Here is an 11,810-nt window from a genome sequence, read left to right as displayed (position 1 = left end):
ACCCCTCACTATTTCACCGCTACCGGCTGCCTGCGGCGGCAGCGGCCAGCACGGCGCTGCGCATTTCCTCGGGCGAGGTGTTTTTGACCAGGTAGCTGTGTGCGCCTTCGGCCAGCACGGTGCTCACCAGCGAAGGGTCGTCGTGCATGGAGATGATGACCACGCGCACGGCCGGGAACTGGGTGCGCAGCAGGCGGGTAGTTTGCAGGCCGTCGAGAATGGGCATTTGCATGTCCATTAGAATTACGTTGGGGTTGCTGCCCTGGTCCAGGAGCTCAAGCAGCTCCTGGCCATTGCCGGCCTCGCACACCACTTCAATGCCCGCGTAGCCGCTGAGCAGCGCCCGCAAACCTTTTCGGAACAGAATGTGGTCGTCGACAATGGCCAGGCGCACGGGAGTAGCACTGGCTGGGGAAGCGGAGATGGCAGTCATGAGTTAAGGGAGAAAGAAGGGTTGGGCGTGCCCGCCGGCAACAGCGTGATGGGTAGTACGGCCTCGACGCGGGTACCCACGCCGGGCTCAGAATGATAGTGCAGTTGGCCGCCCAGCACCGCCACGCGGCTGCGCAGGTTGATGAGGCCCATGCCCACGGGCTGGCCGTGCGGGCCGGGGGGCGGCAGCTCTCCCAGGGCGGTAAGGTCGAAGCCCTGGCCGTTGTCGGAATAGGTGAGGGTGAGCAGGCCCGGTACGGTGGCTACGTGCAGCACAATGTGCGCCGCCTCGGCGTGCAGCAAGCCGTTGGTGAGCAGCTCCTGGGCAATGCGGTACACCATTAGCTCGTGCGTCGGAATGAGCCGGCCCAGCGGGCCTTCCTGCTCCAGGCGCACGTTGGGGCCATTGTCGGTGGGCACGGCCTGCACCAGCGCCTGAAGCGCCTGGGCCAGGCCCAGTTGCTGAAGCGTGGCCGGCTGCAGGTTGCGCGAAATGCGGCGCACCTCGGCCACGGCCTGGTCAATGAGGGCACTGGCCTCGGGCGAGGGCTGGCTGCCGGGCCCGTACAGGTGCAGCTTGGCCAGGGCCAGAATGGTGCCCACGCCATCGTGCAGCTCGGCGGCAATGCGCTGGCGCTCGTCTTCCTGCGCTACCAGCGCGGCGGCCAGGGCCTGCTGCTGCGCGGCTTCCTGCATCTGGGCCAGCTGCTGCTGCTGCTGCAGCTGCCCCCGTTGGTACCGTACCACAAACCACACCAGCCCAAGCACCAGCAAGAGCAATGTAGGAGTGAGGAGTAACAACGGTAAAAGGTTTGTCACGTGAGGGCACCCGGCAGAGAAGCGCGAAAAAAGAAGAAAGGAGCTTTCTGTTAAGTCAGTCAACAGGAAGCAGGAGCGTAGCGCAGAATGTTCAGGTTACAGCTCAGATTATGAACAACGGATGGTAGTAGCTTCAGCGTCAGTGTATCAGTAGCGCGAACGACAAAGTTCGCGCTACTGTCCGGCCCTGTACACCAACCTGGAAACCGCGCTAACAAGCAGTTCCCAGGTTGGTGTACAGGGCCGGAGAAATTCAGGAACTAACCAACCGACTTCTGCCGGCAACCGCTGCTGGGGCCGGCACATCGGGCTTGGCCCGCAGAAAAGCCAGCGTAAGAAAGTAATTTAATGCCAAGCCACCAATTGAAAAAGAGAGGGCTGACATCTTGTCGAATATGTCTCCACGAAACAACGCTACAAATCCAATGCTAAAAGCTGTAACAGTAGTGGCTGAATAAATAAGCTGCCCCACGCTCAAAAGCCAGATGGGGTCGTGGCTGAATTTATAATTGCCGATACGATTGAGCCCCTGCTCCATATACACCAGCGCAAAACCGGCCAGCACGGCACATTGCACTACCCGACTCACCGTCACGGTGCGCGCGGTGTCTAAGGCAAAAGATGCCGCCACAATGCCAAGCGCTACCAGCGTGGCTACCGCCAGCACCCGGCGCATGCGTGGCGCAGTGAGTACCATCCGATATATCGCCGCAAATAGCAGCACCTTGGTGACGTTGAACCCGATTAGAAAAAAGAGATTATTATGCAGATAAATACCTGATAATCGAGCGCCTAATGCAAAAAAAGCGGATATGTACACATACCAGCTCAGCACTTTCACGGCTGGCGAAAAGTGTTGCCGTCGCCACCATACCACCACCATCGGCACCAGAATGCTGAACTGCATAAACGTTACCAGCCAATTCAAGCAAGAATAAAATTGCTCTAAACTCATGATATTCAGCAGTCGGTGAAAGAAGAAAAGCGAAATTAGCTAATGAAGCTGTTTAGAAAGTCCCCGAACGGTCATGCAGAGCGAAGCATCTTGCTCGCCTCGTTGAACGGGCCTGACGATGCGAGCAAGATGCTTCGCTGCGCGCTGCATGACTATTTGAGTGCCTTTTGTGACTTTCTAAACAACTCCATTGAGAATGTTAGGCTGGCTGCAACTGGTTGGGCAAGGGTAGGCTTCATCGGCCACAATGCGGTTTGGGCCTAGCTGGTCGTTTTCGTTGGCATCGGCCCCCACGGCTATCAGCTGCGGCACGTTGCCATCGGAGCCGTAATAGAACCGAATGCCCTGGCAAGCCTCCTGGTTGAGAAGATTAAGCAGAATGTCGCGGCCGAAAAAATGCCCCATGATTTCTCCTGGATGGGCTTCACGAAAGCTCTTAGTCCATTCCCCTGCTTTGGTGGGGTCAATTGCGCGGCCTTCACCTCCATTAAATGCCATCAGGTATTGTTGAGAAAATTGAAAAAAAAGAAGTTTGCATTGGATTGAGTCATCAAATATAGCGGTATGGCTGATGAATGACACCCGAGGCCGAAAATAATTACCAGCCCCGGCCGGGGCCACCGGGCAGGTGGTCGTGCTCGTTCTCGTCGTTGCTGTCTTCTTCGTTGGCTTCGGGGTCGGTGGGCGCGCCGGTTTCTTCCTCTTCGTCCAGCGTATCAAATACTCGGTCGAGTGAGGCTTCGGCGTGGCGCAACTTGTAGCGGCACAGGCGGATAAGCTCGGCCGAGCGTTCCACGCGCGTGGTTAGGTCGTCAACGTCCACAGCATCGGTTTCCAGGGCGCGGAGTATGGTTTCAAGCTCCTCAATGGCTTCGCGGTAAGTCATGTATTTCAGTTATCGGTTGTCAATAAACAGTTGGCAGCAGGCGGTAGCTCAGGTGCCGGGTTGGTGAGGTGATGGGGTGCCGGATGCTTTGCCCACCACCGATGGCGCACTGGCAGGCGCCAACCGGCAGAGGCGCAGCTCGGCGCGGTGCAGCTGGCGCTCCACGGCCAGCTGCAGCTGGTAGCGCTGGCGCAGCAGGGCCTCGCGCCGCCGCTGGTGGTGCCGGCCAAAGCGCCGCAGCAGTACCCGGCCGCGCTGGCGCAGGCCGCGCTGCTCGCGTGCCAGCGTGCGGCGGGCGGCGCGGGGCAGCTGGTGCCGGAAGCGCCCGAGGCCCACGGCCAGCTGCCGGAGCTGCTCGCGCGGGGCCAGGGTGGCTTGGTGGGCGCGGGCGCGCAGGGCCTCGCGGGCGGCATCGAGCTGGCGGTGGGCGGCGTAGCGGCTGCGCCCACTAAGCTGGTCGAGGCGGGCGTGGCCCTGGCTGAGTTGGCGGCGTGCCACGGCCACTACCTGTTCGCCCAGGCCCAGCACGGCCGCTTCGAGGTGGGCCAGGCGCTCGACCAGGAAGGCGGCTACGGCGGTGGGCGTCTTCAGGGCGCGGTGGGCGGTGAGGTCTACCAGGGCTTCGTCGCGCTCGTGGCCGATGCCCGTGAGCACCGGCAGCGGAAACGCGCCCACGGCCGCCGCCAGGCCATATTCATCAAAGGCCAGCAAATCGGTGCGGCTGCCTCCGCCCCGGATGAGCACCACGGCATCGAACTGCCCGCGCCGGGCCCGCACGCCGTCCAGCGCCGCCCTGATGCTGGCCGGCGAGCCGTCGCCCTGCATAATGGCCGGAAACAGTGTGAGGGCAAAGTCGTAGGGCGCTTCCTGCAATTGCTGCACAAAATCCTGAAAGCCGGCCGCCGTGGGCGAGGAGATTACGGCCAGCCGCTGCGGGGCCAGCGGTAGCATAAGCTGCTTCTGGCGCTCCAGCAGGCCTTTTTCTTCCAGCAGGCGCAGGGTTTTGAGGCGCAGCAGGGCCAGCTCGCCCACGGTGTAGCTCGGGTCGATGGCCACCACGTCGAGGTTCAGACCATACTGCTCGTGAAAGCGCACCTGCACGCGCAGCAGCAGCTTGAGGCCGGTGCGCAGCGGCTGGCCGGTGGCCCGCTCAAACGTGGGAGCCAGCTGCTGGTAGCGCTGGCTCCAGAGCGTGGCCCGGGCCTGGGCCTTGAGGGGCGTGCCCCGGCCGTCGATGGTTTGCTCGGTGAGGGTGAGGTAGCAGTGCGCGCCGGCAAAGCGCGGCAGGGTGAGGTCGGAAACTTCGGCCACCACCCAGTAGGAGTCGGCCAGCTGCTGCTGGAGGGCCAGGCGCACATAGCCCAGCAGCTCGGCCAGGCCCAGGGGGGCGGGGGCGGGCGGGGGTGCTAGTTCGGAACGGCGGTTGTAGAGCGGCATGGGCGCAAGTTACGGGTGGCAGGCGCAGCCGGAAAGCAGGGGCATGCCTGGGAGTAGGCATTACCAGACCGATAAAATCAGATGCTAAACTAAATGATGAAATGATTGTAACTTTCCCCGCTTTAAACCAAGTACACTTTGCTTTTTACTGGCATGACGACATCTATACTGACCCGGCGGCTGGCGTTGGCCGCATTGGGCTTCATTGGCTGCGCGTGGGCCACCCCCGCGCTGGCCCAAACCGCAGGTACTGGCTTCGATATGGCCAACCTGGACCCCACGGCGAGCCCCTGCGATAATTTTTTCCAGTACGCCTCGGGCGGCTGGCTGAAAAGCAACCCCATTCCCGCCACCGATGGCTACTGGGGCAGCTTCGACGTACTGGCCGAGCACAACTACGCCACCATGCGCTCCATTCTGGAAGAATCGGCCCGCAAAGCTCCAACCGCCGCCAAAGGCACCAACGCGCAGAAAGTGGGCGACTTTTACGCCTCGGCCATGGACTCGGCGGCCATCAACGCGGCGGGCCTGAAGTACCTCCGGCCCCACCTGGCGCGCATCGATGCCGTGACGGACCTAGCCGGGATGCAGCGCCTGCTGGCCGACCCCAACTTGGCGCTGGGCGGCGCGTGGTTCAGCAGCGGGGTGGGGCAGGACGATAAGAACAGCGCGAAATATGCGATGCAGTTCTATCAGGGCGGCCTCACCCTGCCCAACCGCGACTACTACACCAACCAGGATGCCCAATCCAAGCGCATCCGGGCGGCTTACCAGACTTATCTGGTCAACGTGTTCAAGATGCTGGGCGAACCCCAGGCCACGGCCACGGCGCACGCGGCGGCCGTGCAGCGCATCGAAATGCGCCTGGCCAACGCCAGCAAGCGCCCCGAGGACCTGCGCGACCCCGTTGCCAACTACCATAAGCTGACCGTGGCCCAGGCCACCGCCCAGTTCCCCAATCTCAACCTGCCGCTGCTGCTCAAAACCGAAGGTCTGGGCGCGGCCACGGACGTTATTGTGGGCCAGCCGGCATTCTTCAAGGAGCTGAGCGCCATGCTGAAAGCCGAGCCGATGGCCGACCAGAAAGCCTACGTGCGCTGGCACCTGGTGAATAGCCTGATGGATGCGCTGCCCGCCGCCTACGGCCAGGAGCAGTTCGCGTTTCAGCAAGTGCTGAGCGGCGCTAAAATCCGCAAGCCCCGCTGGAAACGCATGATGCTTAGCACCGACGGAGCCCTGGGAGAGGCCTTCGGCCAGCTGTATGTTGACCGGGCCTTCTCGCCCGAAGCCAAGGCCCGGGCCAAGCAAATGATTGAAAACCTGCGCGTGGCCTACGGCGAGCGCATTCAGGCGACCGACTGGATGAGCGCGGCCACCAAAACGGAGGCCCTGAAAAAGCTGAATGCTTTCGCCGTCAAAATTGGCTACCCCGATAAATGGAAGGATTACTCGGCCCTGACCATCGGCCGCGAGTCCTACCTCAACAACCTGCTGGCGGCCCGGGTATGGGAGAACAAGTACAACCTGCGGAAATTTGGTAAGCCGGTAGACCGGGGCGAGTGGCTGATGACGCCGCCCACGGTGAATGCCTACTATATGTCGAGCATGAACGACATTACGTTTCCGGCCGGCATCCTGCAGCCCCCCTTCTACGACCCCAAGGCTGACGATGCGGTGAACTACGGCGGCATCGGCGCGGTCATCGGTCACGAAATGACCCACGGCTTCGACGACCAGGGTCGCCAGTACGACGCCCAAGGCAACCTGCGCGACTGGTGGACCAAGGAGGACGGCGAACGGTTCAACGCCCGCGCTGCTGTGGTGGGCAAGCAGTTTGATGCCTTCACACCCCTCGATTCGGTGCACGTGAACGGCAAGCTGACCATGGGCGAAAACCTTGCCGACCTCGGCGGCCTCACCATTGCCTACGCCGCTTTTGAGAAAACCCCGCAGGCCAAAGGCCACGCCAAAATCGACGGTTTCACGCCCGAGCAGCGGTTTTTCCTGGGTTGGGCCCAGGTGTGGCACAGCAGTGCGCGCCCCGAAACCGTGCGGCAGCTCATCCAGGTTGACCCGCACGCGCCCGACCAGTTCCGCACCATCGGCCCGCTGCAAAACATGCCCGAGTTTTACCAGGCCTTCGGCTGCCAGGACGGCAACAAGATGATGCGCGCCCAGGCCGACCGGGCCAAAATATGGTAGCATCACTGCTTATACCAAGGGCAGGGATTAATGAAGGCTTGCTGCTGTCCGGCCATAAATCTTTTGGTGTAGCGGTTGCTTACCGCTGCATTGGTGCAACGGCCGGTACCCGCGTGTGTCCCTAACTTCACGGCATCATTCTCTAACCCAATTCCCACTACATACATGATTTCAACTTCTCTTGCGCGGCGGCTAAGTCTGGCCGTGCTCGGTTTGAGCAGCCTGTCGGCCACTGTTGCGGCAGCACAGGCCACCACGTCCCAGAAGGGCGTTGGCATCACCATTGCCAACATCGACCCGTCGGTCAAGCCTTGCGAGGACTTCTTTCATTACGCTTCGGGCAACTGGCTGAAAAGCAACCCGATTCCGGCGGCAGAGTCGCGCTGGGGCTCGTTCAATGAGCTGGCCGACCACAACAACGCCACGCTGCGCGCCATCCTGAACGATGCCGCTAAGAATGCGCCCAAAGCTGCCAAAGGCTCGAACGCCCAGAAAGTGGGCGACTTCTACGCCTCGGCCATGGACTCGGCCGCCATCGAAGCGGCTGGCCTGAAATACCTGCAGCCCCACCTGAACCGCATTGCGGCCATCAAGGATTTGGGCGAAATGCAGCGCTTCCTCGCCGACCCCAAAGCCCATACCGGCAGCGTGTGGTACGGCATGGGCGTGGGGCAGGACGACAAAATCAGCACCCAGTACGCCGTGCAGTTCGGCCAGGGCGGCCTTTCGCTGCCCGACCGCGACTACTACCTGAAGGACGACGCCCGCTCAAAAGCCATTCGCACGGCCTACGATACTTATCTGGTGAACACCTTCAAGATGCTCGGCGACAACGAGGCTACGGCCAAGGCCAGCGCCGCCACCGTGCAGCGCATCGAAACGCGCCTGGCCAAAGCCAGCAAGGCCCGTGTAGACCTGCGCGACCCCTACGCCAACTACAATAAGATGACGCTGGCCGAGGCCGACGCCGCTTATCCCAACCTGGCCCTGCCGCTCACGCTGAAAGAAGAAGGCCTGGGCGCGGCCAAAGAGGTTATCATCGGCCAGCCCGACTTCCTCAAAGAAGTGAGCACCATGCTCAAGGACGAGCCCATTGCCGACCAGAAGCAGTACCTGCGTTTCCACCTGGTGACCAGCGTGGTACCGGCATTGCCCAAGGCTTTCGGCGACGAGGGCTTCAAGTTCTCGCAGGTGCTGAGCGGCGCCAAAAAGCAGCAGCCCCGCTGGAAGCGTATGCTGGGCTCGACGGACCGCGCCCTGGGCGAGGCGTTCGGCCAGCTCTACGTAGACAAGGCTTTCTCGCCCGCCGCCAAGGCCCGCGCCAAGCAGATGATTGAGAACCTGCGTACGGCCTACGGCGAGCGCATCAAGGCCACCGACTGGATGAGCGCGGCCACCAAAATGGAGGCCCTGAAAAAGCTCAACGCCTTCACGGTAAAAATCGGCTACCCCGACAAATGGAAGGACTATTCGGCCCTCACCATCGGCCGCGAGTCGTACCTGAACAACATTCTGGCTGCGCGTGAGTGGGCCAGCAAGGACGAAATCAGCCACTTCGGTAAGCCGATTGACCGCAACGAGTGGGGCATGACCCCGCCCACGGTAAATGCTTACTACAACCCGCCGATGAACGAGATTGTGTTCCCGGCCGGCATTCTGCAGCCCCCGTTCTACGACCCCAAGGCCGACGACGCAGTGAACTACGGCGGCATTGGCGCCGTGATTGGCCACGAAATGACTCACGGCTTCGACGACCAGGGCCGGCAGTACAACTCCGAAGGCAACCTGAAAGACTGGTGGACCAAGGAGGATGCCGACAAGTTCAACGCCAAAGCGGCCCTCGTGGGTAAGCAGTACGACGCCTTCATGCCGCTGGATTCGGTGCACGTGAACGGCAAGCTGACCATGGGCGAAAACCTGGCCGACCTCGGCGGTCTCACCATTGCCTACCAGGCGTTTGAGAAAACCCCGCAGGCCAAAGCCCAGGCAAAAATCGACGGCTTCACGCCTGAGCAGCGCTTCTTCCTGGCTTACGCCCAAATCTGGCGCACCAACGCCCGGCCCGAGTACCTGCGCCAGCAGGTGCAGGTCGACCCGCACTCGCCGGCGCAGTTCCGTACCAACGGCCCGCTGATGAACATGCCGGAGTTCTACAAAGCCTTCGGCTGCCAGGACGGCAACAAGATGATGCGCGCTTCGGCCGACCGGTCCAAAATCTGGTAGGTCAGACCACGTAGCACAATAATGAAAGGAAGAATGGAGGAGCGGCCTGAATTGTCACTCTTTCATTCTTCTTTTTGTTTGTTGAGTTTTTGCCGGTAGCAAGCGGTTGTATCTTGCCATTCAATAATAAATCTCACTTTTCTTGTCACATGTCTAAATCATTCTTTGCCGGCCGCGTGGCGCTTTCGGCGGCGATGCTGGCCCTGGTAGCCGGTGGGGCGCAGGCCCAAACTAAAATCAAAACCAAGTCCAGCAGCCAGGGCAAGCAGAAAGTGGTGGTATCCACCATGGGGCAGTCGGGCGTGGGCATCACGTTGGCCAACCTGGATAAATCGGTGCCGCCCTGCGACGACTTCTTTCAATTTGCCAACGGCAACTGGCTGAAAAACAACCCCATTCCGGCCTCCGAAACCGGCTGGGGCGGCTTCAATCAGCTGCGCAACCGCAACCGCGACGTAGCCCGGGGCATTCTGGAGAAAGTAGCTGCCGACCGCACGGCCAAGCCCGGGACGAACGCGCAGAAGGTGGGCGACTTCTACGCCTCCGCCATGGACAGCATGGCCGTGGAACGCGCCGGCCTGAAATACCTGCAGCCCCGCCTGGATAAGATTAACGCCATTCAGGATGTGGCCGGCGTGCAGCGCTACCTGGCCGACCCCAAGAACGTGGGCAAGGGCTGGTACGGCTTTGGCGTGGGCCAGGACAGCAAGAACAGTACTTTGTATGCCGTGCAGGTGCGCCAGGGCGGCCTGACCCTGGCCGACCGCGACTACTACCTCAAAGACGATACCCGCTCGAAAACCATTCGGGCGGCTTACCGCAGCTACCAGGTCAACCTGTTTAAAATGCTGGGTGATGACCAGGCCACGGCGGAGAAAAACGCCGATGCCGTAACGCGCATCGAAACCCGCATGGCCAAAGCCAGCCGCGACCGCGTGGCCCTGCGCGACCGCGAAAGCAACTACAATAAGATGACCGTGGCCCAGGCCACCGCCGCCTACCCCAACCTGGACTTTCCGCTGCGCCTGAAGGAAAGCGGCCTGAGCGGGGCGAAGGACATCATCGTGGGCCAGCCCGACTACCTGAAGGAGGCCAACGCTATGATAAAAGACGAGCCCATTGCCGACCAGAAGCAGTATCTGCGCTGGCACCTGGTGGAAAGCGTGACGTCGGCCCTGCCTAAGGCCTATGTAGACGAGGCTTTCCGCTTTTCGCAGGTGATTAGCGGCGCCAAGGTGCCGCAGGCCCGCTGGAAGCGTGCCTTTGCCGCCACCGATGGTGCGCTGGGTGAAGCCTTCGGCCAGCTCTACGTGGACCAGGACTTTAGCCCTGCCGCCAAGGCCCGCGCCAAGCAAATGGTGGAAAACATGCGCATGGCCTACGCCGAGCGCATTCAAGCCACCGAGTGGATGAGCGCCGCCACCAAGGCCGAGGCCCTGAAAAAGCTCAACGCCTTCGTGGTAAAAATTGGCTACCCCGACAAGTGGAAGGACTATTCCAAACTGAATATCAGCCGCGAAAGCGCCCTGAACAACTTGTTTGCGGTGTCGGAATTCAATACCTACGACAACCTGGGCCACTTTGGTCAGCCCGTGGACCGGACGGTGTGGGGCATGACGCCGCCCACGGTGAACGCCTACTACAACGCCAGCCTGAATGAGATTGTGTTTCCGGCCGGCATCCTGCAATCGCCGTTCTACGACCCCAAGGCCGACGACGCGGTGAACTACGGCGGCATTGGCGCCGTGATTGGCCACGAAATGACCCACGGCTTCGATGACCAGGGCCGGAAAGTGGACTCGGAAGGCAACCTGCGCGACTGGTGGACCAAGGAAGACGGCGATAAGTTCATGGCCAAGGCCGATGTGGTGGGCAAGCAGTACGACGCTTTCTCGCCCCTCGACTCGGTGCATGTGAACGGCAAGCTGACCATGGGCGAGAACCTTGCCGACCTCGGCGGTCTCACCATTGCCTACGCGGCCTTCATGAAAACGCCCCAGGCCAAGGCCGGCAAGTCCATCGATGGCTTCACGCCCGAGCAGCGCTTCTTCCTGAGCTGGGCGCAAATCTGGCGCATCAACCAGCGCCCCGAAACCACCCGCCAGCTTGTGCAAACCGACCCGCACTCGCCCGGTCAGTTCCGCACCATTGGGCCTTTGCAGAACTTCCCGGAGTTCCAAAAGGCGTTCAACTGCAAAGACGGCGACAAAATGGTGCGCTCTGCCGCCAACCGCGCCAAAATCTGGTAAGGTCTTTGCATATAGTTGGTTGAATCACGCACGGAAAACTGTTTCCGCGCCCGATACGAGAAGGTCCGCTTCCCCTGGGGGCGGGCCTTTTTAATTGCCCAGGGCCGAAAGTTTATGGTTGAGGTTGCAGTAATTTGCGCAGTGCTCTAGCCTTGGGTCCGTTCCGTCATTTAGGCCTTATGCATTGCTTAGTCTACTCTAGTACTGCCAGTATTGGCCTCACCGAAGCCGAGCTGCAACGACAATTGGGCCACTGGCGCAGCACCAACACCAGTCTCAACATCACCGGCCTGCTGCTTTTCAGCACCGAGGGCAATATTATGCAGGTGTTGGAGGGCGATGCCACGGTGGTGCATCAGCTCTACACCGTGATTGCCGCCGATATCCGGCACCGCAATTTGGTGAAGCTGGCCGATGGCCCCGTACCCAGCCGGGCCTTTGCCGACTGGTCGATGCAGTTTCGCTGCGTTGCGCCGGCCGATTTCTCGCGCCTCACGCTCCGGCCCGATGCCCCGCCGGAGCACATCCGCAACCTCGTGCCGCTGCTCGAAGCCTTCATGGCCGAGGAGCCGCCGAGGGGAGTGTAGCGCGAAGCGCCGCTTCGCAC

General features: G+C 61.3%; 10 protein-coding genes. 4 read left to right on the top strand and 6 right to left on the bottom strand.

Going from position 1 to position 11,810, the window contains the following annotated elements; translation table 11 throughout:
- Positions 1 to 19: 19 nt before the first annotated feature.
- The 6 genes from KQ661_RS18165 to xseA form a co-directional block, all read right to left on the bottom strand.
- A complete protein-coding gene (locus KQ661_RS18165) occupies positions 20 to 433 on the bottom strand; it encodes a response regulator (protein ID WP_216689728.1) in 414 nt (137 codons plus the stop codon).
- The gene (locus KQ661_RS18160; protein WP_216727681.1) at positions 430 to 1,212 is read right to left on the bottom strand and encodes a sensor histidine kinase; all 783 of its coding nucleotides are present in this window, start codon (positions 1,210 to 1,212) and stop codon (positions 430 to 432) included. Before KQ661_RS18160 ends, KQ661_RS18165 begins: the two co-directional genes overlap by 4 nt.
- A gap of 292 nt (positions 1,213 to 1,504) precedes the next feature.
- Positions 1,505 to 2,179 (bottom strand): hypothetical protein, encoded by a 675-nt coding sequence (locus tag KQ661_RS18155; protein ID WP_216727680.1) that lies wholly within the window; start codon positions 2,177 to 2,179, stop codon positions 1,505 to 1,507.
- Between the two features lie 204 nt (positions 2,180 to 2,383).
- The gene (locus tag KQ661_RS18150; RefSeq protein ID WP_216726636.1) at positions 2,384 to 2,611 is read right to left on the bottom strand and encodes a hypothetical protein; all 228 of its coding nucleotides are present in this window, start codon (positions 2,609 to 2,611) and stop codon (positions 2,384 to 2,386) included.
- A 193-nt stretch (positions 2,612 to 2,804) separates the two neighbouring features.
- Positions 2,805 to 3,092 carry an exodeoxyribonuclease VII small subunit gene (gene xseB, locus KQ661_RS18145; RefSeq protein WP_216726635.1) on the bottom strand — a complete coding sequence of 96 codons (288 nt, stop codon included), beginning with the start codon at positions 3,090 to 3,092 and terminating at the stop codon, positions 2,805 to 2,807.
- A gap of 48 nt (positions 3,093 to 3,140) precedes the next feature.
- Positions 3,141 to 4,529, bottom strand: a complete 1,389-nt coding sequence (gene xseA / locus KQ661_RS18140) for an exodeoxyribonuclease VII large subunit (protein WP_216727679.1) — start codon at positions 4,527 to 4,529, stop codon at positions 3,141 to 3,143.
- Between the two features lie 153 nt (positions 4,530 to 4,682).
- Between xseA and KQ661_RS18135 the strand changes: the two genes are divergently transcribed.
- The 4 genes from KQ661_RS18135 to KQ661_RS18120 all read left to right on the top strand — a co-directional run bounded on the left by KQ661_RS18135 (position 4,683) and on the right by KQ661_RS18120 (position 11,790).
- Positions 4,683 to 6,731, top strand: a complete 2,049-nt coding sequence (locus KQ661_RS18135; protein ID WP_216727678.1) for a M13 family metallopeptidase — start codon at positions 4,683 to 4,685, stop codon at positions 6,729 to 6,731.
- Positions 6,732 to 6,896: 165 nt separating this feature from the next.
- The gene (locus tag KQ661_RS18130) at positions 6,897 to 8,954 is read left to right on the top strand and encodes a M13 family metallopeptidase (RefSeq protein ID WP_216727677.1); all 2,058 of its coding nucleotides are present in this window, start codon (positions 6,897 to 6,899) and stop codon (positions 8,952 to 8,954) included.
- Positions 8,955 to 9,103: 149 nt separating this feature from the next.
- The gene (locus tag KQ661_RS18125; protein ID WP_216726631.1) at positions 9,104 to 11,203 is read left to right on the top strand and encodes a M13 family metallopeptidase; all 2,100 of its coding nucleotides are present in this window, start codon (positions 9,104 to 9,106) and stop codon (positions 11,201 to 11,203) included.
- A 179-nt stretch (positions 11,204 to 11,382) separates the two neighbouring features.
- Positions 11,383 to 11,790 (top strand): BLUF domain-containing protein, encoded by a 408-nt coding sequence (locus KQ661_RS18120; protein ID WP_216726630.1) that lies wholly within the window; start codon positions 11,383 to 11,385, stop codon positions 11,788 to 11,790.
- Positions 11,791 to 11,810: the final 20 nt, after the last annotated feature.

Source organism: Hymenobacter siberiensis (assembly GCF_018967845.1).
In the GTDB taxonomy this organism is placed as follows: domain Bacteria; phylum Bacteroidota; class Bacteroidia; order Cytophagales; family Hymenobacteraceae; genus Hymenobacter; species Hymenobacter siberiensis.
This window is presented reverse-complemented; position numbering and strand designations above follow the sequence as displayed.

What these genes read in the sequence shown, in the direction of transcription:
- KQ661_RS18135 (WP_216727678.1), top strand. Translation starts at nt 4,683, where the DNA reads ATGACGACATCTATACTGACCCGGCGGCTGGCGTTGGCCGCATTGGGC.
- xseA (WP_216727679.1), bottom strand. Translation starts at nt 4,529, where the DNA reads ATGCCGCTCTACAACCGCCGTTCCGAACTAGCACCCCCGCCCGCCCCC.
- KQ661_RS18165 (WP_216689728.1), bottom strand. Translation starts at nt 433, where the DNA reads ATGACTGCCATCTCCGCTTCCCCAGCCAGTGCTACTCCCGTGCGCCTG.
- KQ661_RS18130 (WP_216727677.1), top strand. Translation starts at nt 6,897, where the DNA reads ATGATTTCAACTTCTCTTGCGCGGCGGCTAAGTCTGGCCGTGCTCGGT.
- KQ661_RS18125 (WP_216726631.1), top strand. Translation starts at nt 9,104, where the DNA reads ATGTCTAAATCATTCTTTGCCGGCCGCGTGGCGCTTTCGGCGGCGATG.
- xseB (WP_216726635.1), bottom strand. Translation starts at nt 3,092, where the DNA reads ATGACTTACCGCGAAGCCATTGAGGAGCTTGAAACCATACTCCGCGCC.
- KQ661_RS18120 (WP_216726630.1), top strand. Translation starts at nt 11,383, where the DNA reads ATGCATTGCTTAGTCTACTCTAGTACTGCCAGTATTGGCCTCACCGAA.
- KQ661_RS18150 (WP_216726636.1), bottom strand. Translation starts at nt 2,611, where the DNA reads ATGGGGCATTTTTTCGGCCGCGACATTCTGCTTAATCTTCTCAACCAG.